Source organism: Chryseobacterium phosphatilyticum (assembly GCF_002899825.2).
GTDB lineage: Bacteria > Bacteroidota > Bacteroidia > Flavobacteriales > Weeksellaceae > Chryseobacterium > Chryseobacterium phosphatilyticum.
This window is the reverse complement of record NZ_PPED02000003.1, coordinates 453,224-474,933: the sequence shown is the minus strand read 5'-3', so window position 1 is coordinate 474,933 and position 21,710 is coordinate 453,224. Positions and strand designations below refer to the sequence as shown.

Sequence of the window (21,710 nt, the reverse complement as noted above, 5' to 3'; positions counted from 1 at the left end):
TAAAGAATGGAAAATATAACATTTGAAAATGAATATCAAATTATCAATATGGGAGGTCCCTGGATAGGAGACCTTATCATTAAGCAAAAGAAAATTGAAGACTATATCATTATTGATAATTTTTTAGAGAAGGAAGACTTCTACTACTTCATCAGGTATTTTGAGGTCTCCAAAAAACAGAAAGACAATTACTTCTCTGTTCTCAGAGTGAACAAAGAGTCTTTGGAAATTCGGACTTCTCACGAAAGATTCGATAAAATTTATATTGAAAATATTGAAGACAAAACGTTGTATTTCTGCAAAGGCTTTCATAATCAATTGCCTGTTGACAATATTCAATTGACCTTTTAATTCAGATTCAATCGGCTTACGCTGATTACTATTTTATGATACACCGACAGGCCTTTTCCTGTCGGTTTTTTGTTGTGCCTTACCATCTGAAATCACAGGAAAAATAAAACACGATAAAAATCATGTTTTTATTTAGAATGATTAAAAATAATTATCTATTTTTGTGGAATCATTCTAAATAAGGATTTAAAAAATAAGTTATGAAAACAAAACTATTATTGGCTTCTGTACTGGCTTTATCTGTTCAACAGACGGTTTTAGCACAAACGGACGCATTAGGATATACCCAGGTAAATATGACAATGGGAAGCAATTATCAAAACAGGGTATTTGTGAACCTGGCAGACGGGAATATGACTTCACAACCTGCCAACACCTGGGATGTAGCTTTTTATAGAAATTCAAACTTTGGTTTTGGCTCAAGGGTGAATGACGCTCTTGATATTGAAGTATATACTGCTTCAACGAATATGAACGACTGGGATACGATCAACCCTAACAATATAGGATCATGGGGATCTCCACTTTACAATCCGGATCAAACTACAGACCTAAGCCAGGGGGCATTTGAACAGGGGCCTATTACGACACCCTCTTCTCCAAATTATTCTCCAACAGGTTGGGGAGAATACAATTTTTCCACTCACCGTATTGAAGGAAGAGTAATTTTTGTTTTAAAATATACAAAAACAGGATCTTACGTTAAATTTGCCATTGATGAAGGGTTTGCAGGATATACATTCAGATATTCCAAATGGAACGGAAGTGCCTGGGGTACTACTGAAACCAGAACCATCAACAATGGAAGTGATGACTCCTTCTTCAATTATTTTTCTTTTACTACAGGAGCGAAAGTCAATAATCTGGAACCTTCCAGAAGTGCCTGGGATCTTGTATTTACTAAATACTACACTTTCTATAATAATATCATGATGTATCCTCTTTCCGGAGCGATTCAAAGTCCTAATATTAAGGTAGCTATGGTACAACCGGAAACACAGGCTTCATCAACGTATTCGATACCGGCCAATACAAGCTTTTCTTCCAATATTACAACGGTAGGTCACTCCTGGAAAGGAATCAATACAGTGAAGAATGACGTCGTATACTATATTAAGAAAGGAAGTGAGTATTACAGAATGTACTTTGTTACCAACGGAGGAGCTACTACCGGCGACATGTATTTTAAGTATAAAAACATTACTCAAACATTAGGCATTAAAGAAGTTGGTAAAAAAGCAAGCTTTGGAATTTACCCCAACCCTACAACTGCTGATAAAAAGGTTACTGTTCTTTATGACATTAAAGAAAAATCCGGTAACAAAGGTAATGTAGAAGTATTTGATCTTACAGGAAAAAAAGTATACGCTGAAGAACTTACCAACCAGGCAGGTTTCTACAAACAAGACATGAATCTATCCCATCTTCCATCAGGAAACTATATGGTAAAAATTACATACGGAGGCCAATCGGAAACGAAAAAGCTTATCGTAAAATAAAACTTTTATTTTAATACTTTCTATTTTTTCTAATAAAAAGGCGGTTTCAATTGATTGAAACCGCCTTTTGTACTCTGTTATTTAGTATATTTTAAACCCTTTGTACACTTCTGTGGAACTTTCCATCATTTTCGAAGCATCTCTGCGGAAATCCAGCAGGTGATCCTGACCGATATGCCTATTGTGATGTTCTACACTTTCCCATAACTCAATCAGGAAAAAAGTACCCTTGTTATCCTTATCTTCAATAAGATCATACTGCAGGCAACCTTCCTCCTTTCTTGTTTCTTTCACAAGATTCTGGAACAGCTCTACAGCATCCATCAGATAATTTTCATTAAACTTAAAAAGTGCAATGATATGTAAATTCATTTTCTATTATTTAGTGATGTAAAAGTAAAATATTTTCGAATTTGAATATATTTTTTTCACACTTTTATTTTCACTAATCAGAATATTTTTTAATTGAATATTGATTTATAAATAGTTATAGAACTCATGGTAATAACCAATATCCCTATAACAAAAAACATTTTCTTCACGGGAAGCTTTGCGGTAAGCATTGCAGAAAACGGAGCTGTGATAATCCCGCCAATTAAAAGTCCTAAAATAATGTTCCAGTGCTGGATTCCCAGCGTAAAGAAAAAAGTGACAGCTGCTGTAATGGTCAGAATAAACTTCGCAACCGTAGAACTTCCAACAGCAAACCTTGGGGTAAAAGCATTTTTAATTAATGTTCCGGTCACTAATGGCCCCCATCCTCCCCCGGCAAAAGAGTCAATGAAACCTCCTATCACTCCCAATCTGGTCAGATTTGTCTTCCTTTTAAGGGCTTTACTTTGTTTCTTTTTGAAAGCACCTGATAGAATCTGGAAACCGAGATATAAGGTATAAAAAGCAATGATTGTTTTGGTAACCTTTGCATAATATTCACCAAGATAGGTAAGACAAACTGCACCAATGATAGCTCCGATCACCGCCGGAACAGCGAGCTTTTTAACGAGGGTTATGCTCACATTTTTCAATTGAATATGACTTACACTTCCAGCCGCAGTAGTAAAGCTTTCTGCAGAATGAATACTTGCACTCACAATATGAGGAGGAATATTCAGAAACATCAGTGTTGTGGTACAAATTACACCATACCCCATTCCCATAGATCCGGCAACAATCTCAGCAAATACTCCGACAAGGAGCATCCAATAAAAAATATGATTATCTTTCGCTAAAATAGTGAAAAGCTCATCCAGATATCCCAGCTCATACATAGAAAATCCTACAATACCCAGGACTGCCAAAGTCACAAAAAATACATTAAGCCTTATCTGAATCTTTCTTGAAATTACCATATATCTTGTTTCGGTGTATATGCTTCCTCTGAAGCATTGCAAATATCCGATAAAATAATTATCCTACCAAACAGGTAGACTAATAATTCAAAAAAAAGGATCAGGTCAGTCGACCAGATCCATTAAAGTTTTCTTTTCCAAAATATTCAATGAGGCATCCCGAACCTCGATCAGTACATCATGAAGTCCACAGTGATCTTCGTTGCAGTCTTCACATTTTTCATAAAAATTAAGACTTACACAAGGGAGCATTGCGATAGGACCATTTACAAGGCGAATAATCTTAGCTAATTTTACATTTTCAGGATTTTCTCTGAGAAAGTATCCCCCCCCTTTTCCTTTTTTACTGTCAAGGATTTCCGCTTTTTTCAGTTCAAGCAGAATATTTTCTAAAAACTTTAAAGGAATCTTTTTGTGTTCCGCAATTTCGGAAATAAGAACCGGGCCTTCATTTCTTTTTTCTACAAGATATGAAAGCGCCTTAAACGCATATTGAGATTTTTTTGAAAGCATTACGACAAAAATAAGAAAATTGTTTTAATGTGGAAACGAAAAGACCGGGAAAGCTAAAGAGGCTAAATTGAAGAGAGAAATTATAATCTCAAGCCTACCACAATTTCATCTATTTTATAAAGATATGCCAGGTATTCATTATCATTTCGGCCTTCTTTGTCTTCGTCAGCTTGCCTTTTTACTATTAAATCGTTATGTTTGTCATATGTTCAGTAAACAAGAAGCCCAGCAATTAAAAAAAGAATTTTGGACAGCGTTTGGAAAATCTTTTCCAAGAAAATGGATCCTGTACGATACGAAGATCAAGGATATGGCATTTAAGTTTAATGCTGATAATAAAAAAGCAGAAGTATCTCTGGATATTGAAATGAAAGATGAAATCTTCCGCAATGCCTACTATGACAAGATCTGGTCCCTTGAAGATATGTTAAAGGAGGAAATTGGTGAATTCTATAAAGACGAATATTTCACTCTGGAAAATGGGAAAGTGATCAGCAGAATTTGGGTAGAAAAAAGTGGGGTATCAATTTTCAATAAAAATTCATGGCAAGAAATTTTTGAATTTTTTGTTGACAAAATGAATGGATTCGAACGTTTCTACTACGAGTATGAGGATTTTATAAAGGACATATGAAATAATTACGAAATAAATACTGTTTTTAATGTCTCACTAAGATAAAAAAGAAACTTATATTTGCCTTACCCACTTAAACTAATAGATGAAACTAAATAACATGACTAAAAATGAAAAAAGTGTACAAAAACATTTTTGGAGAAGTTATCTCCAAAAGTAATGCTGTGAAGCTAGACGAGTATCATCTGCATTATTATGAGGAAGGCTCCAACTTCCTGAAAGAAATTGAGTTCATCAATGAGGACAGTGTGTACAACATTAACTATTTCCTTAGTGACGGCGAAAACGAAGATGAAGTTTTACCTTATTTAAAAGAAAAAACGGATTTCTTCGACATTGAAAAAAGAGAAACTGTTGATGGGTTTATTATTTCTACAAACAAGCTTTATTCTTTATCTGTTGACGATCTTCCCCTCATTTCAAAGACCGTTTTTACAACTGATGATCCCGAAAATTTCATCTGTTCCCAGGTTATTGATAATGAAACAGGAGAACCTCAGCTCGAGAAAACGGTAAAGTGCTGGTATACCACCGATAAAAATGGGGAGAAATATGCAGCCATAGAATGCAGTTATGAGGAAAACGGAAAACTGGAACTTGCTGTTGACAAAACATCTGATCCTGAAAATGAAGAAAACTGGTTGCATTACGATTACGATACTTTCCAGGATCTTCAAAACCATTTTGAGGCAGATATCAGCTACTACAAAACAGCAATCTTATTGCCTAAAGAAGCTTATCAGGCATAAATATCTTAAAACACTAACTAAATCAAAACTATTACATGGAAGAGAATCCCATCTTTTGGGCTGATGGAAGTGATCCGAAAATGATTGAAGCCTATCAGAAAGCCCAGGAAACCTTTAAGTATTTCTGGCGTGAACAGTCCTGGGAATACAGAAGAATTATTCCGGGGCTCAATGTATCCTGTGTTAAAGTTGCTTTTGAAGAAAAAGATATTGAAACAGGAGAAGTTGATACTGAACACATGTGGATCAATGAGGTATTTTTTGACGGAGATTTTGTAAAAGGTTACCTTATCAATGAACCCAATACCCTCAGAAATATACAGGTCGGTGATTATGTAGAAATTCCCCTCAATGAAATCAGTGACTGGCTCTTTGCCATCACTCCCAGCGTAGAGAAACCTAAGGGACTTTCAAAACTATTTTCATCTTCTTCCGAGGTTCTTCCAAAAGCATATGGAGGATTTACCATCCAGAAAATGCGCGCTGATATGTCGAAGGCTGAAAGAAAAGATCATGATGAAGCATGGCAACTTGATTTCGGTGACAGTAATGACATTCTGGTTGTTAATAAACAAAAAGAAGAGCCGGAAAACCTTGTTGAACATCCGATGAGCAGGAATATGAAGGAAGATTTTGCTGCGTTTCTGCAACAATATCCTGAGGAAGTTACCCTTATTGATGAACACGGACTCAACCTTATTCACAGAGAAACAATTGCAGGAAACCTAACGACGGTACAGGCTGCATTGGAAGCCGGAGCAGACAAAAACATCAAGTCTAAAAATGGAAAGACTGCTTTGGATTATGCAAAACAATTAAAATGGAATCATATTATTCCGATTTTAGAAAACTAGTTTTATACATTATAACAAAAAATTGAAAAAGAGAAACGGTATGTTTCTCTTTTTTATTTGCCCCCCTCATCACAAACTATTGGTCAAATATTGTAACTCTTAACAATAGAAAAGCATCAGAATCATTTTAAGATATAGGTTTAAAATTCTGCCTCATTTTGCCTATATTTGTATAAAGGCACAAGTAAAAAGTCGTTATGGAAAAACTGAAAAATATAAGAAAACAAAGAGGCTACACCCAGGAATATATGTCTAAAATTATCTCAACTGATGTTTCTAACTACTGTAGAAAAGAAAGTGGAGAGGTAAAAATTTATGATGATGAATGGGAAAAACTAGCCAAAGCGCTTGATATTCCTGTTGAAGAAATTAAAGAGGAAAGAGAAACACGTGTTGTTAATAACGATAATTTAACATTTAATGATCAATCTGCAAACAACAATTTTAATCAATATTATAATATTCCAAACTCTATTGTAGAGAATCTTCAGGATTATATAAAGTTGCTAAAAGAACAAGTAGAAGCATTGAAAGAAGAGAATAAGAGATTTAAATCAAAATAACTATAGAGGACTATTAAAATGAATTATAAAAAGGGGAAACCGTAAGTTTCTGCTTTTATAATTTTATATATTCGAAAAGATAAAAAACAAAATCATGAATACAAGGAACCCATCTATCGGAGAAAAGTCCAAACTTTTAACAATTGAAGAAGATCATTTTCAAGATACCAAAGGTAAAGCCATAACTCCTTCAAAATTGCAAGAAACATTTGTTGCTTTCGCAAATTCTGATGGTGGTGAGATATGGTTAGGGGTGGAAGATAAAAATTTTAAAGGAGAAAGAATTGCAGGCTTCTCAAAAAAGGAAGACGCTAACAATATACTACACACACTACTCGAGCTAACAAGTCCTACTGTTGAAAATGTTGAAATTGAATTTATCAATTTTGACACAAAGGGATTTGTATTACGTATTGATATTCCTAAAAGCCCAAAAGTTCATTATTGCTCAAATGGAGACTGTTTTATCAGAATCAATGCAAGGAAAGAAAAAATCAAAGGAGAAAGAATAACTCAACTGGGATATGCAAAAGGAGCTTTTGTTTATGAAAAGCAACCTGTAGAAATAGCTGAGTTATCTGATTATGTAGGCTCTGATTTACTAAAAAGTTATATGAAAAGAGTCGGGTCAAATCTTCAAGAAGAACTTTTTTTAAGAAAACAAAGACTACTTACTAAAAAGGATACTGAATTGAACCCAAATGTTGCCTGTGTTTTAATGTTCGATGATGAGCCTCAAGCTACTTTAGACACTCGTTGCGCTATTAAAGTTTATCGTCTACTGACAAATGAAGCCGAATATAAGAGAGAACAACTTAAGACTGATCCTAAAACAATTAACGGTCCAATTGAAAATCAGATAGTAAATGCAATTAAAGAAGTTCATGATTTATTAAAGGATTCCACGGTAACTATTGATGGAGAACTTGAAAAATTAAATTACCCAAGTAAAGCAATTCATGAAATCTTAGTTAATGCGGTGGTCCATAGGGACTATAGTCTTAATGATGATATTCATGTAAAGATATTTGATAATAGAATAGAGATAATAAGTCCTGGAAAGCTACCCGGTTATATTACCACAGAGAATATTTATGAGGAACGTTTTTCAAGAAACCCCAACTTGGTTAGGCTTCTTCACAATTTACCAAATCCTCTGAATCATGATATTGGAGAAGGATTAGATACTGCTAGAAATGAAATGAAAAAGTATGGTCTTATCGAGCCTATAATTGAAGAAGTTGGTAACACAGTTAGAATAACAATTAAACATAAGAAGATAGCCTCGCTTGAAGATATTATTCTTCAACATTTAGGTTCTGACCCCTCTAAAACCATAACAAATAGAATAGTACGGGAAATTAGTGGAGAAGATGATGTAAATAAAGTAAAAAAAGCGTTTCAAAAATTGAGACATCTTGAAAAAATAGAAGCAGTAGATCCAAAAGCTTCAGCTTTTGATTTTTCCTATAAATTAAAATAGAAGCTCATCATAGCAATAGTCATCAGAGATTCAATTGGTTTTATACATCTATTTAAATTTACTAATTATTATCACCTTAGTTATCCCAAGCTCTCGTAAAAATTTGTAAGACTATTAACAATTAAATACAAAATAAAAGAGAGGCTTATCAGCCTCTCTTTTATTTTTATCCAAACTTCTTTTTCCTCAGCCAGAAGAACAATCCTCCGATAAGGCCGATAATAGCCAGTGGAGGCAATAAGTTCAGCCATTGCCAGTTGGTTTTCTCTTCGGTGATTCGGTGTCTGTCCAGAAGCCTTTCTTCGATGTTTCTGTTTCTTAATTCCATCAGATTGCTGTCATCCAACAGATAATCTAATGCATTTCTCAGGAACTGTTCGTTTCCGAACTGTTCATTGGTCAGTAAATCTACTCCCAGAGGAAGCGGTTTACCTTTGATCACTTTATTTCTTCCCACATCTCCGTCTGCAATTACAATCATTTTATTTTCCGGGCTTGATGCTTTGAATCCCGGGTAAGATTTTCGTTCAATTCTTGATGCATAGGCAGAGTTAAATTTCCCTTCCAGTGCTACAGCGAAGATCTTTGGAGTACTTGGCTTTTCCATTTGTCCAAGACTGTCTACGGTAGCAATTTCTTTTAAATCCACATAGTTGGGAACCTGCTTCAACAGCGTTCTTTCACTGGATTCGAAAAGAACTTTTGTTTTGATATTTTTTCTTCCTCCCAGGGTATCAATCGAAGTCGGGAATTCAAATTTTACAGGATTGATATTTTTGGTAACCGGATTGTTATTTTCAGCAATTCCGAGTGGATAATAAGGCCAAGGCAAGCTTGTATACTGAGGATTTCCACTCACCTCCCCTGTTACCAGCCTCAATAAAGCAAATTTTTTAAGATCCTTTACCAATGCAGGATTGATTCTCACTCCATAATTGAAAAAGAAATCTGTCATATTGATATCAACCGGGAAAGGCATTACTTTCTTAGACCTTGTCAAGGTATCCATTTCAGCATTTACCGCATCAATCATCCAAAGCGTCTTTCCGCCATTCATAATATATTGGTCAAGAATTACTTTTTCGTTATCTGTAAAAGCTTTTCTTGGTTTTGCAATAACCAATGCACTCATTTGCTTTAACAAAGGAACATCAGCTACACTCAGCTCGGTTTGATTTTTGGGAATAATAGGACCTGCATCATAGTTTTCCATGGCAAGATGCATGAACCCCTGAAATTCATCAGGACTCAGCTCATCATGATTCACCAGAATGCCTATTTTCTTTTTCTTATCTGTTGCAATATTTTTAATATTTGAAACGAGGCTATATTCCAATCCTTCGATCGATCTGGTCAGCTGCTGATCTGCATCAATACCTGCCTGCTGCACAACCAGAGGAATAGAAACCCCGTCATTTGCATATTTTATAACCGCATAAGGGAAAAGCGTAATTTGTGAGATTTTACCGTCTTTCACATCCGGAAGAATGGAAGGCTGCATCCCCATCGCCATCAAAGTATCCTGAGACATTTTGGTTTTAATAGGGTCTATAAATTTAAAATCAATCTTCGGATTAATCTTTCTGAACTCCTCCAGCATAAACTTCGTTTCGCTCTGAAGCTGCTTAAAGCTTGCCGGAAAGTCTCCTTCAAGGTAAACTTCAACGGTCAGTGGTTTTTTGACAGATTCCAATACTTTAACAGTATTATCGGAAAGGGTATATCTTTTTTCTTTTGTTAAGTCTAATCTAATTCCTGAATACACAAGAATAATAACCAAAGGAATAATGACAAATAAGAAAATTCCCAGTGGAGATTTAGCATTGATCTTCTTCATATTTCTACTTCTTTTTGTTAATAAAATGATTGGATAATACTAATGAAGCACCGATAACCAGAATAAAATAAGCAATATCTTTAGAATCGATAAGACCTCTTGTAAAGCCTAAGAAATGCTGATAGAACCCTATATTCTGAAGAATGAAATCTGCTCCCCCCAACAATTTGTAACTCGCCAGTTGCTCGATTCCAAAATACATGATAAAACACATGAAAACTCCCAGCAAATAAGCCATGATCTGATTTTGCGAAAGTGATGATGCTAAAATCCCAACACCTGCAAATGCAGCAATTAAAATAATAAGCCCGATATAACTTCCGAAAGTCATTCCAAGGTCAATATTTCCTGCCGGCACCCCCAGCACATAAACCGTGTAAAGGTAAATCAGTGATGGTATAAGGCACAACACACCCACAATCCATACCGAAAGAAATTTTCCTGTCACAAGATCTGAAATCTTCAGTGGTTGTGAGAAAAGCCAGTTTAATGTTCCTGTCTGTTGCTCTTCTGCAAAAGTTTTCATTGAAAGTGCCGGAATAATAAACATTAAGAGCCATGGAACCAATACAAAATAGCTTTGCAGAGATGCCATTCCGATCTCAAAAATATTAGAATCGTTGTCGAAAAAGAACAGGAATAGAGTTGTGATCAAACTGAAAGCGGCAATGATTATCCATGCGCTCCAGTTTCCAAAGTAACTCCAAAGTTCTTTCTTTAAAATTGCAATCATAGTTTTTTGTACAACGTAAAAAGGATGAATAGCTGAGGATATTCTCCTAATTCACAATTATTTGTTTTTTTTGTTTTTATTAACAAGTTTAACGGTCATCATAATCAGAAATACAAGAACGAAAAATCCTGCGATTAATTGCCACCAGTATTCAATTACCATTGATTTTAAAATCACCGTAAACACAACCAGAAACAAAATGAAAGTAGCAATCTCGTTTGCCTGTCTCAATTTGATATTGGCAATCGGTAAGATATTTCCATGTAAGTCCTTTAATTGAAGAACCTTCTTCCAGCACCAGTAATGGTAGGCAGCAAGTCCAATCAGGAATGTAAGTTTCAGATGGAACCAGCCCATTTTCATCAATCCGGGATTCAAAAAGATCATGACAATTCCGCATACAGCCATGATAACTCCTGCCGGAACGGTAATGATATTCCACAGCCTTCGTGCCATGAAGGTATATTGTTCTCTCAGAATTTTCTTCTTTTCTTCCGGAAATTCATCGGTATCTTTATAGTACACAAAAATTCTGACGAGATAAAAAATTCCCGCAAAGTAGCTTACCATAAAAATAATGTGCAGCGCTTTGATTATTGTATAAAGCATTCAGAAAAATTAACAGCAAAGATAAGCTTATTATGTAATTGTTAAAAATAATTTTCTTTTGATCAGGAAAACACAAGTAAAAATAGATTTATATACAAAAGATTTCGGCTCGGGGCAGCAAAGCTGCCCGAGCCGAAATCTATATTTTCATGATACTGACCACTTCAATATTAAGAGATCACGCCAAGCTCTTTTCCTACTTTTTCAAAAGCAGCTATTGCTTTGTCTAAATGTTCTTTTGTATGAGCAGCAGACAACTGCACTCTGATTCTTGCTTTTCCTTTAGGTACTACAGGATAGAAGAATCCAATGACATAAATTCCTTCATCCATTAGTTTTTCAGCCATTTTCTGAGAAAGCGGAGCATCATACAACATGACCGGAACAATCGCAGCATCTCCATCAGGGATATCAAAGCCTTTCGCTTTCATTTCTGTTCTGAAATAGTCTGCATTTTCCATTACTTTATCACGAAGTGAGGTATCGTCAGAGATCATATCCAATACCTTCAATGCAGCCCCAACAATTCCGGGAGCTAATGAATTGGAGAATAAATAAGGACGTGAACGTTGTCTCAACAGATCAATGATCTCTTTTTTACCGGAAGTAAATCCTCCCAAAGCACCACCCAAAGCTTTTCCTAATGTAGAAGTGATGATATCCACTCTACCCATTACTTCATTGGCCTCGTGTGTTCCACGACCTGTTTTCCCGATGAATCCTGTTGCGTGTGAATCATCCACCATCACCAAAGCATCATATTTATCAGCAAGGTCGCAAACGCCTTTCAGATCGGCGACGATACCGTCCATTGAAAAAACTCCGTCTGTTACAATAATTTTGAAACGGTGATTCTTTTCAGAAGCTGCAATCAACTGAGCTTCAAGATCTGCCATATTATTGTTTTTGTAACGATACCTTGCAGCCTTACAAAGACGTACTCCATCAATGATAGAAGCATGGTTCAATTCATCAGAAATAATTGCATCCTCTTCCGTAAATAAAGGTTCAAAAACTCCTCCGTTGGCATCAAAAGCTGCTGCATAGAGAATTGTGTCTTCAAGACCTAAGAAATCTGCAATTTTTTTCTCTAATTCCTTGTGAATATCCTGTGTTCCGCAGATAAAACGTACAGATGACATTCCGTATCCGTGCGATGCAATCATATCCTGAGAAGCTTTCATTACTTCCGGATTATTGGATAATCCAAGATAATTATTCGCACAAAAGTTTAAAAGCTTTCTTCCGTTCGCTTCAATTTCTGCACTCTGCTGAGAAGTGATGATTCTTTCTCTTTTGTAAAGTCCATCATTCTCAATATTTTGAAGTTCATTCTGTAAATGTTGCAGGTATTTTTCAGAGATCATTTTTAGTAATTTTTTAGATGTGCTAATTTACTAAAAAGGCAGTAAAATAAAACCTTTTATAGGCTTAATTCTAAAAATTTGATCTTCCGTTCAGTTTTAACATTATTAGTCTACAAATTTAGTAGGATAATATTTATATTTGTTTAAAATTTGAGAGCATGAGATTAGAGCCGGTACAAAAAGCAAAGGGAATGAGTTCAAAAACTTTCATCCACAATTATATGAAACCCAGGTTACCTGTTATTATTGAAGATTTTGTCAGCTCAGAAAGTCCTGCTTTTGAAAAATGGAATTATCAATACTTTAAAAAAATCGCAGGAGATGAAGTGGTTAACATTTACGGAAGTGAACTGGAATCAATAGACAGAGTGGCAAGTGATCCCATAGCCCAAACAACTTTTTCAAGCTATTTGGATGAAATCAGTTCCGCACCAACAGAGCACAGACTTTTTTTATTCAATTTACTTAACATTAAACCTGAACTAAAAAAAGATATCTCTTATAATGATCTTACCAACGGTAAAATTTTAAGATGGCTCCCTTTCATGTTTTTTGGCGGTGAGGGTTCAATCACCAGAAATCATATTGATATAGATATGTCACATGTTTTTATGACCCAGTTTCAGGGCATCAAAAGAGTTTGGCTTTTCCCATGGGAACAGTCTGATCTCATGTACAAACTCCCCTACAATTTCCATAGCTTACCCAATATAAAGAATCCTGATTATCGCGAATTCCCAGGCCTTCTTTATTTAAACGGCTACGAAGCGATATTACATCCCGGAGAAACCCTTTATATTCCCTCCGGATGGTGGCACTATATACAATATGAGACTGAAGGATACTCGGTTTCTGTACGCGCTCTCCCGACTGCTCTCATTGAAAAATGGCGAGGTTTTAAAAACCTGATCATTACAAAGAATTTTGATACGATGATGCGTCACCTGTTTAAGGAAAAATGGTTCCTATATAAAATAAAAATAGCCAAATCCCGGGGGACAAAAGCCGCCAAAAAGCAAAGAAGCTTTCAAATCTGAAAGCTTCCTTGTGTCTATATTTTATTTTTTGATAAATTTTATACTTTTCTCTTGAACTGTAAAGACATACGCTCCCGGTACAAGCTCTGAAATACCTATTGCCTTACCTGGCTGATAGATTTCTTGTCTTACCAGCTTCCCATCAATTGAATGAATGGAAAACGCTGCTGGTTTGCTTATTCCTTTAAGATACAATTCAGTTTTAGCAGGGTTAGGATACAACGCGAACTCATTTTTCTCTACAGAAGAAACACTTAATGTATTATCCTGTGTAACAGTAGAGTTTTTTTCCAGCATTTGATATTCATAGTTGAACTGAACACTGGCAATCGGGAAAGATACTGCTTCCACAAAGTTTTGATTGTTTGAATTGTTGTTTAAAACCAAATAGGCTGTTTGCCCTCCTGTTCCATTAACCTTTATAGGTAAAGGCATTTCAAAAAAGCTCACAGATGAATGACTTTGTGTTTGCGTAACATTCAATAGAATCTGATTTCCGGTTTGTTTCCATTTTATTTTATAAGTAGGCTGTCCCTGGCCGTAAATCCAGTCATTAAAAAATTCTGTAAAATCTTTTCCTGTAGACTGAAGTAATGAAGCGTTAAAATCAGATGTACGCACATAATTATATGCTAACGCAGGTCTTGCATGATAATCTTTGATAGCCTGATAGAAAATATCATCTCCTAAAATCCACTTCAGCATTCTTAGCACATATCCACCTTTCGCATAAGATAATCTACTGTCAAAAATTCTGTTCACACTGGTAAGACTGGCATCAGGAACATACGTACTTCCTCCTGTACTGCTAGTAATATAATCGATCTGACCTGATAAATAACTCATAAATTCAGGATTGCTCATGATCAGTTTTTCATAGGCTACATGTTCTCCAAAAGTGGCAAAACCTTCGTTCAGCCATATATCATTCCATGCCCCACAAGTAACCTTATCTCCAAACCATTGATGGGCAAGTTCGTGAGCTATAAGGGTCTTACTCCAACCTGCCATTGATGACATAGTCTGGTGTTCCATTCCACCCCCATTGATATATTCCATATGCCCATACTTTTCATTACGGAAAGGATAAGCTCCAAAATAATTTTCAAAAGTATTCATAATCTGCTTTGTCCATTGAATATTGGTTAAGCTCGCGTTATTATTGTTGGTCGATGGAAAAATATAGTTTACAAAAGGAAATGGAGGGTTTCCGATGGTATCGTTCAGCTTAACAAAATTGGTTATAGAAAGAGCTATCAGGTAGGCAGGTGTAGGATACATAGTTCTCCAAAATGTAAGTTTCTGTCCGTTTTGAATACTTTCAGACATCAACTTTCCGTTCGCAGCCACGCTATATTGCTGAGGTGTGGTGATTTTAAAATCAAATTTTTCAATTTTGTCATTCAGGCTTTGTTTTGTAGGAAACCAGTCTTGTGCCCCATAAGGCTCGTTCAAAGTAGAAATGATAGGTGTTCCTCCCTGGCTCCCCGCCAAAAAAGCACTATAGGTAGGAGATGGTACCCCTGAATACTTAATTGTTAATGAATCTAAGGTATTGGCCGGAATAGATGCCGGAAAATCAATCTTGATTTCTTTTGTAGCAAGCTGCTGAAAAGTAAGATTAGCTCCGTGGTATTGCACCTGTGACACCGTCAAAGTATTATTCATATCAAAATAAATACTTCCTATAGCCTGGTTGGGTTTAAAATGGGAAGTAACAGCTCCGGAAATACTATTGACTGCAGGATCTAAGGTGACATCCATTCTCTGATACTGCAAATCGTAATTGAGCGTATTGGCATTGATATTTCCGGCAGCCATTTTAGTGGCAAAGGATTTCATTTCCTTGTCTTTCAGCCCTTTCCTATCAATATTCAGTTCTGTTTTTTGTCCGTAAAACTGTTGGGAGATTAGGAATCCCAACATCAGAAGATAAAGTTTTTTCATACTAAAAAATTGTGATTCAAATATAAAAAAAAACCTTTTAATCGTTAATTAAAAGGCTCAAATAATATATAAAATAAAATTATTTTAAAGATTTAATGCAGGTTCAAGAATTTTTTCCATTCTTTTCTTTACCATATCTACTGATCCGGCATAATTATTTACCATTAAAGAAAAAACCAAAGTTTTTCCTGAATTGGTTTTAAGATAACCCGCTAATGTTTTTACTTTGTTTAAAGTTCCTGTTTTAGCAAAAACCTGTCCGTTTCCTTCTCCGTTAAACATTCTTTTCAACGTTCCAGATTGTCCGCCAACCGGAAGAGAGGTCAGATAAGACTTGTAGTATTTCTGATCCATTAAAGAAGTTAAAAACTTTACCTGAGAAATCGGAGTTACATTATTGCTTCTTGACAGGCCACTTCCATCCATATAATTCAAACCACTCATATCAAATCCCGCTTCTCTCAGGTGACCAGTTACCACTACCCTTCCTGATTCCGAAGTCATATCCCCCATTTTCTGAAACCCTACCGTTTTCAACAGGGCTTCTGCTAATGAGTTGTCACTATGCTGGTTGGTATAGTAGATAATATCACCTAGTGTCGGAGATTTATACGCTGAAATCATTTTTCTGCTCTCTGGTGAAGCGTCTGTCATTTTTGGACTTACTTTACCAGTAACCGAAATTCCGCTTTTCACCAATGTAGTTCTGAAAGAATTGGCCAGATAAGCAGGAGCATCAGGTAATTTTGTTGTTAAAACCCCTTCTCCTTCATACTTTTCTGCATATACCATCTGATGGGCATAAGGCGAAACATAGAAGAACTTTTTTTCCGGAGAGAAACTTGCTTTTTTTACAATCAGCTTTTCATTAGCCGGATTAATTCCCTGAGTTGTTCCGGCAGGCAGATAGTAATTATTGTTTTCCAGCCACACAACATTTTCCGGAAGCATTGTAATATTGCCTTTGAAAAGCGCTGTCTGAATGATAATATCACCATTTACCTTTCTGATTCCCTCACGTGAAAGACCACCAATGAAATCTGAAATAATATCTCTGTAAGACCATGCACCTGCTTTATTCGTTCCTAAAGACGGGTCGCCACTTCCTACAATATAAAGATTTCCATTTAAAGTTCCGTTTTCATCCACCGTTCCTGAATATTCCAGCTGGGTCATCCAACGGTAGTTTTCCCCCAGCAAATTCATCGCTGTTTCTGTAGTAAGCAACTTCGTAGTGGAAGCTGGTACCAATGGGGTACTTTCATTATACGAAGAGATTACTTTCTTCGTTTTCGGATCATACACTACGAATCCCCACGTTGCATTTTTCAGCACGGGATCCGCCATCATTGTGTTTACGTTAATGTCTACAAGTTCTTTAGCCGACAAAACAGCTCTCTCCGCTACTGCACTCACAGGAGAAGGGAGGTTTAAACTGTTTTTCTGATTGTCATAGTTTTGAGAATAAAGAACGGTAGAAACGGTAGATTGAGCCAGGAAAAGCCCTGAAGCCAACACCGCCGCACTTGAAATATATTTTCTGAATTTTACCATCTATCCTTTTTTAGTCTATGGTTTGACCTTATAAAAAATGATAAGTTAAATCATTCAGTACAACGGCCAAACACTTAATCAACGTCCAAAAGTAGAAATTATTGTGAGAAAACGGGTTATAGGTCTCTTATAAAAGAGTTTAAAATTTGTTAAACTTTGTTAAAAATCAACAAAAACATCCTTTTTAATGCTTTGATAAGCAGTGATTTCGTCAAATTCTTTCAAACTTATTAAAACCATATCCTTGAACTTCTCATAGTTCTTCCCACGAGGTAATTTAAGCATAATCTGAAACTGATATAAATTATTTAACCTTGCAATCTGAGCTCTTTCCGGTCCTAAAACACAATCTTCGGGCAGGTATTTTCTTAAGATAGAACCTAGGAATTGGGAAGCACGATCTACTTTATCCTCTTTTCTATGTTTCAACTCAATCATAATGAGCTTTGTAAAAGGTGGATAATGGAATTTCTGACGCTCTGTAAGGATATATTTATAAATTTTTGCGGGGTTATTCAACTTGATGAGTTGAAATACGGAATGCTCAGGATTATAGGTCTGAATGAGAATCCTTCCTTTTCCGGAAACCCTTCCGGCTCTACCGGAAACCTGTGTGATCAACTGGTAAGCTCTTTCTTCAGCTCTGAAATCCTGTACATATAATAAGGAATCAGCTTTTGGAATAGCCACCAGCTCAATATGATCAAAATCCAGTCCTTTAGAAATCATCTGTGTTCCTACTACAATGTCCGTTTCCCCTTCTTCAATCTTTTCGTACAGCTTTTCATAGGCAAATTTCTTACGCATAGAATCTACATCCATTCTGTCCACTTCATTTTCCGGAAATAATTTGGATACTTCCTCATGAATTTGCTCTACTCCCACCCCTCTTTCATTCAGGTTTTCAGAGTAACATTTCGGACATGTTTTTGGCTTCGAAGCCCTTTGTCCACAGTAGTGGCATTTCATTTCATTGGCAGCTTTGTGGTAGGTCATTACCACATCGCAATTGGAACAGTAATTGACATAGCCACAACTTTCACATTCTATTACATTGGAATACCCACGACGGTTGTGAAGAACAATGGCCTGATTTTTTTCGTCTACTGTTTTCTTAATCTCTTCTATGAGCCTTAGAGAAAAATTTCCTGAAACTTTTTTAGAATCCTGAGCTTCTTTAAAATTAATCAGTTCATATTCCGGCAAATTGACATCTCCGAATCTTTCGTTCAGGAAGACATACTTCATTTTATCCTTTCTGGCTCTGTAATAACTTTCCACAGAAGGCGTCGCAGATCCTAAAATCACACCTGCTTCATAAAAGCCCCCAAGGACCAAAGCGGCATCTTTAGCGTTAAAGTAAGGAGTCACCTCTTTTGGTCTGTATGCAGAATCATGTTCTTCATCTACTACAATTAATCCTAAGTTCTGATATGGTAAAAACAATGCATTTCTCGTTCCGATAAGGATCCGGATATCGTTTTGCTTTATTCTTCTCCATACTTCTACCCGTTCAAAGTCGGTCAGTTTTTGATGATAGAAACCGAGCTGTCTGCCATATTTTTTTTCTAATCGTTGGGTAATCTGTTTGGTGAGAGAAATCTCAGGAAGTAAAAACAGAACATTCTTTCCTCCTTTAATACATTCTTCAATTTTTTCTAAATAAATATGAGTTTTCCCGGAGGAAGTTACCCCGTGGAGTAAGACATTTTTCCCTTCTTTAAAAGCTTCATCAATCTCAGATTTGGCTATCTTTTGTTGCCCGGAAAGCTCTTCGAGCTCTTCTATTTCTCCTTCATAACTTTCAATCCTGTCTTTTTGCATATAATATTCCTCAGCAAGACCTTTATCTGCCAATGCTTTGAAATGAGAACTTCCGAAATAACCGTCTTCAAACAGGTCAGATTTTTTAATATGACCTTCGGGATCTTCAGTTTGCTTCTCCAGGATAAAAAGAAACAGATCCTTTTGTTTCGGAGCTTTATTAAGTTTTAACAGGATTTCGGTAAGATTTTGATTTCCCAGAACATCACTGTTGATTCTGACATATGCTACTTCTTTAGCTTTGTATTTTTCAGCAATTTTCTCATCAATTTCAATATACTGAAGATCTATCAGTGAATTGATTGTTTTGATGATATCTTTTTTAGGAATAAAGGCTTCAATATCGGTCAGATTAATTAATTGTCGCACTTCCAGAGCCTGAATAAGATACATTTCATTCACATCCAGGTTTTCAAAATCAACCGTTACTCCCGGCTTTAATTTTAAATACGTTTCACTTTCCAGTTTTAAAGAGGATGGAAACGCAAAACGGTAAATCTCTCCCAGACTCCCTAAATAATATCCTGAAAGCCAATTCCAGAAACTGATCTGTTCTTCAGGAAGAATCGGATTCTCGTCCAAAAGGCTGATTACCTCCTTGGCTACAAAATTTTCAGGTGCATTATCATGAAGTTCAAAAACGATTCCTGTATAAATCTTTTTGCCACCAAAAGGAACTAAAACACGCATACCTACTTGTATTTCGGGTATCAGCTCTTCGGGAACTTTATAGGTGAAAGATCCTTTTAAATTCAGTGGTAAAACAATTTGGGCGTACTGCAAGGGAAATATTTAAAGTGTAAAATTAAATGTTTCTTTAGAAAACTCCAATTTTTTATTAATGATTACGCTCTTTTTGCTCTATCTTTATTATCTATTTTATTCATGGAAAATTACATATTATTATTTCTGATAGGACTTATTGCCGGAGCGCTTAATGCAGCAGCAGGTGGAGGATCATTCATTACTTTTCCCGCTTTTATTTATGTGGGAATTCCCCCGATTCAGGCTAATGCTTCAAGTACCGTAGCATTGTTTCCCGGAAGTTTGGCCAGTGCCTGGAAATTCAAAGAATATATACAACCATTTCCTACTATTTCAATAATTGCAATGCTCATCCTTACCCTATTAGGTGGATGTACAGGAGGTTTATTGCTTTTATATACTCCATCAGCTGGTTTCAGCCTCGTCGTTCCATGGTTACTGTTAGTAGGCTCACTGGCATTTGCATTCGGAAAGCAAACCGGTAGCTGGCTGAGAAAAAAAATCCGGATTGGCCCGGGAATCGTTCTGGGAGCACAGTTCCTTCTAGGGGTATATGGCGGATACTTTGGGGGAGCTGTAGGAATTATGATGATGGCCGTGTGGTCGCTATTCGGACTATCAGATATTAAAGTCATCAATGCCAATAAAACGCTTTTTACAGGGATAGCTAATGCTGCTGCAGTTATTTTATTTATTTCAGCAGGTAAAGTATACTGGCCGGAAACCACTACCATGATGGCAGCCACAATTTTGGGAGGATATTTTGGTGCTCATTTTACAAAAAAAATAGATCCGGTACAATTACGAACCGGAATTATATTTTTTAATTTTCTGATCACCACTGTTTTTTTTATCAAAACATATTTTTAGCTTCATCCTTATCAGAAAATTATATCTAATATTTCATACCAAAGAGCAGTCGTCAAAAAACCGATAATAATACTGACTCCAATGATTAGGTTTGTTAGTTTTGTATTCAATCTGAACTGCTCTGCAATAATACTGGAGGTCACCAAAGTAGGCATTGCCGCTTCAAAGATGGTAATCTTAGCAATATCACCTTTTATTCCAGATAATAACGCTAACCCCAAAACGATTGCCGGAGCCAGAATCAATTTATAAAACATCGAAGCGGACATTTGTGGGATCAGTTTTTTCCAGCCGTTAAACTTCAATTGTAACCCTACTGAAAATAACGCTAAAGGACTTACGGTTGCCGCTAACTTATCGAAAAATGGTTCTGCAGCCGTAAAATCTATGAATTGTGATAATATCAAAGCAGAAACACAACCAATCAGTGGAGGAAATGTAACCAATCGCTTTAAAATAAATAGAGCGCTTACTTTCCCTGACTTGCTTCCTCCTTTTACCGCAGCAATAATTCCTAATGTTGAGAGGGCAAAAAACATGGTCTGGTCACAGATAATCGCAATACTCAAAAGGCCTTCTCCGTAGAAAGCACTGATTAAAGGAAAACCGATAAAAGAAGTATTGCTGTATCCGCTTGCCAATTCCAAAGTACTCCTTGATCTCCTTGAATATCCTTTAGTTTTACTGTAAAACATCACATAAAAGAAACAAAAGACTGAGACCAGAAAAGTAGCTACGATCGGAAAGAGCATTTCTGTTGTCCAATGTACTTTTGGCAGATACTTAAATGATACTGCGGGTAGAGCAAGGTAAAGAATCCAGGTATTGATCCCTTTATGGGCATCGGGATGGATAGATTTTGTTGCTTTGAATACCATTCCTGCAATAATGCATACCACAATCAAAACAAAATTCACCATAATTGTAACGAAATATGATGCAAATTTACGGCTGATTTTTGAGTTGGAAGGGTAAAATTTATCTTTTTTTGAGTTTAATTTCTATATGCCTCTTCATGATTTGATTCTAATTTCTCAGCTCATTGAACTAATAAGATTTAAAATTTATTCACATCCATTTCTATTATTTCAAATTTCACAACTATCATTTTTATGATAATAAACTATATTTTAAATAATTTTTATAATATAAATATATAACAGAAATTTGTA

Annotated in this window: 20 protein-coding genes; 9 read left to right on the top strand and 11 right to left on the bottom strand. The window is 35.9% G+C overall.

Annotated features, from left to right (window positions below):
• The first annotated feature begins 6 nt into the window (after nt 1-6).
• Together C1631_RS14065 and C1631_RS14060 are read left to right on the top strand one after the other, a co-directional pair.
• A complete protein-coding gene (locus tag C1631_RS14065) occupies nt 7-351 on the top strand; it encodes a hypothetical protein (RefSeq protein ID WP_109712852.1) in 345 nt (114 codons plus the stop codon).
• Between the two features lie 200 nt (nt 352-551).
• A complete protein-coding gene (locus tag C1631_RS14060) occupies nt 552-1,850 on the top strand; it encodes a T9SS type A sorting domain-containing protein (protein WP_109712850.1) in 1,299 nt (432 codons plus the stop codon).
• An 81-nt stretch (nt 1,851-1,931) separates the two neighbouring features.
• Here C1631_RS14060 and C1631_RS14055 read toward each other — a convergent pair whose 3' ends face one another.
• The 3 genes from C1631_RS14055 to C1631_RS14045 form a co-directional block, all read right to left on the bottom strand.
• The gene (locus C1631_RS14055; protein ID WP_027373116.1) at nt 1,932-2,222 is read right to left on the bottom strand and encodes a putative quinol monooxygenase; all 291 of its coding nucleotides are present in this window, start codon (nt 2,220-2,222) and stop codon (nt 1,932-1,934) included.
• A gap of 89 nt (nt 2,223-2,311) precedes the next feature.
• Nucleotides 2,312-3,199, bottom strand: coding sequence for a sulfite exporter TauE/SafE family protein (locus C1631_RS14050; protein WP_103248650.1), 888 nt, complete (start codon nt 3,197-3,199; stop codon nt 2,312-2,314).
• Nucleotides 3,200-3,304: 105 nt separating this feature from the next.
• Nucleotides 3,305-3,712, bottom strand: a complete 408-nt coding sequence (locus tag C1631_RS14045) for an RrF2 family transcriptional regulator (protein WP_109712849.1) — start codon at nt 3,710-3,712, stop codon at nt 3,305-3,307.
• A 205-nt stretch (nt 3,713-3,917) separates the two neighbouring features.
• On the opposite strand from C1631_RS14045, the gene C1631_RS14040 reads away from it, so the two are divergent.
• The 5 genes from C1631_RS14040 to C1631_RS14020 all read left to right on the top strand — a co-directional run bounded on the left by C1631_RS14040 (nt 3,918) and on the right by C1631_RS14020 (nt 7,995).
• Nucleotides 3,918-4,346 (top strand): DUF4268 domain-containing protein, encoded by a 429-nt coding sequence (locus C1631_RS14040; RefSeq protein WP_103248645.1) that lies wholly within the window; start codon nt 3,918-3,920, stop codon nt 4,344-4,346.
• Nucleotides 4,347-4,456: 110 nt separating this feature from the next.
• Nucleotides 4,457-5,095 (top strand): hypothetical protein, encoded by a 639-nt coding sequence (locus tag C1631_RS14035; RefSeq protein ID WP_109712847.1) that lies wholly within the window; start codon nt 4,457-4,459, stop codon nt 5,093-5,095.
• A gap of 35 nt (nt 5,096-5,130) precedes the next feature.
• Entirely contained in the window at nt 5,131-5,949 is an 819-nt protein-coding gene (locus C1631_RS14030; RefSeq protein ID WP_103248647.1) for a DUF2314 domain-containing protein, read from the top strand.
• 197 nt (nt 5,950-6,146) lie between these two features.
• A complete protein-coding gene (locus C1631_RS14025) occupies nt 6,147-6,512 on the top strand; it encodes a helix-turn-helix domain-containing protein (RefSeq protein WP_103248648.1) in 366 nt (121 codons plus the stop codon).
• A gap of 94 nt (nt 6,513-6,606) precedes the next feature.
• Entirely contained in the window at nt 6,607-7,995 is a 1,389-nt protein-coding gene (locus tag C1631_RS14020; protein WP_109712845.1) for an RNA-binding domain-containing protein, read from the top strand.
• 166 nt (nt 7,996-8,161) lie between these two features.
• Here C1631_RS14020 and gldG read toward each other — a convergent pair whose 3' ends face one another.
• The 4 genes from gldG to kbl all read right to left on the bottom strand — a co-directional run bounded on the left by gldG (nt 8,162) and on the right by kbl (nt 12,541).
• Nucleotides 8,162-9,832 (bottom strand): gliding motility-associated ABC transporter substrate-binding protein GldG, encoded by a 1,671-nt coding sequence (gene gldG, locus C1631_RS14015; protein WP_109712843.1) that lies wholly within the window; start codon nt 9,830-9,832, stop codon nt 8,162-8,164.
• A 4-nt stretch (nt 9,833-9,836) separates the two neighbouring features.
• Nucleotides 9,837-10,565: an ABC transporter permease gene (locus C1631_RS14010; RefSeq protein ID WP_109712841.1), complete on the bottom strand. Its 729-nt coding sequence runs from the start codon at nt 10,563-10,565 to the stop codon at nt 9,837-9,839.
• A 57-nt stretch (nt 10,566-10,622) separates the two neighbouring features.
• Nucleotides 10,623-11,174 carry a CopD family protein gene (locus tag C1631_RS14005; protein ID WP_103248305.1) on the bottom strand — a complete coding sequence of 184 codons (552 nt, stop codon included), beginning with the start codon at nt 11,172-11,174 and terminating at the stop codon, nt 10,623-10,625.
• A gap of 170 nt (nt 11,175-11,344) precedes the next feature.
• A complete protein-coding gene (kbl, locus tag C1631_RS14000) occupies nt 11,345-12,541 on the bottom strand; it encodes a glycine C-acetyltransferase (RefSeq protein WP_109712839.1) in 1,197 nt (398 codons plus the stop codon).
• 158 nt (nt 12,542-12,699) lie between these two features.
• Between kbl and C1631_RS13995 the strand changes: the two genes are divergently transcribed.
• Nucleotides 12,700-13,578, top strand: coding sequence for a cupin-like domain-containing protein (locus C1631_RS13995; RefSeq protein ID WP_109712837.1), 879 nt, complete (start codon nt 12,700-12,702; stop codon nt 13,576-13,578).
• Between the two features lie 21 nt (nt 13,579-13,599).
• Here C1631_RS13995 and C1631_RS13990 read toward each other — a convergent pair whose 3' ends face one another.
• The 3 genes from C1631_RS13990 to priA form a co-directional block, all read right to left on the bottom strand.
• Nucleotides 13,600-15,525 (bottom strand): M1 family metallopeptidase, encoded by a 1,926-nt coding sequence (locus tag C1631_RS13990; RefSeq protein ID WP_109712835.1) that lies wholly within the window; start codon nt 15,523-15,525, stop codon nt 13,600-13,602.
• Between the two features lie 84 nt (nt 15,526-15,609).
• Nucleotides 15,610-17,079 (bottom strand): D-alanyl-D-alanine carboxypeptidase/D-alanyl-D-alanine endopeptidase, encoded by a 1,470-nt coding sequence (dacB, locus tag C1631_RS13985; RefSeq protein WP_109712833.1) that lies wholly within the window; start codon nt 17,077-17,079, stop codon nt 15,610-15,612.
• 159 nt (nt 17,080-17,238) lie between these two features.
• The gene (gene priA, locus C1631_RS13980; protein WP_109712831.1) at nt 17,239-19,686 is read right to left on the bottom strand and encodes a replication restart helicase PriA; all 2,448 of its coding nucleotides are present in this window, start codon (nt 19,684-19,686) and stop codon (nt 17,239-17,241) included.
• Between the two features lie 102 nt (nt 19,687-19,788).
• On the opposite strand from priA, the gene C1631_RS13975 reads away from it, so the two are divergent.
• The gene (locus C1631_RS13975; protein ID WP_109712829.1) at nt 19,789-20,538 is read left to right on the top strand and encodes a sulfite exporter TauE/SafE family protein; all 750 of its coding nucleotides are present in this window, start codon (nt 19,789-19,791) and stop codon (nt 20,536-20,538) included.
• Nucleotides 20,539-20,549: 11 nt separating this feature from the next.
• Here the strand turns inward: C1631_RS13975 and C1631_RS13970 are convergent, their stop codons facing one another.
• Nucleotides 20,550-21,458, bottom strand: coding sequence for an AEC family transporter (locus C1631_RS13970; RefSeq protein ID WP_109712827.1), 909 nt, complete (start codon nt 21,456-21,458; stop codon nt 20,550-20,552).
• Nucleotides 21,459-21,710: the final 252 nt, after the last annotated feature.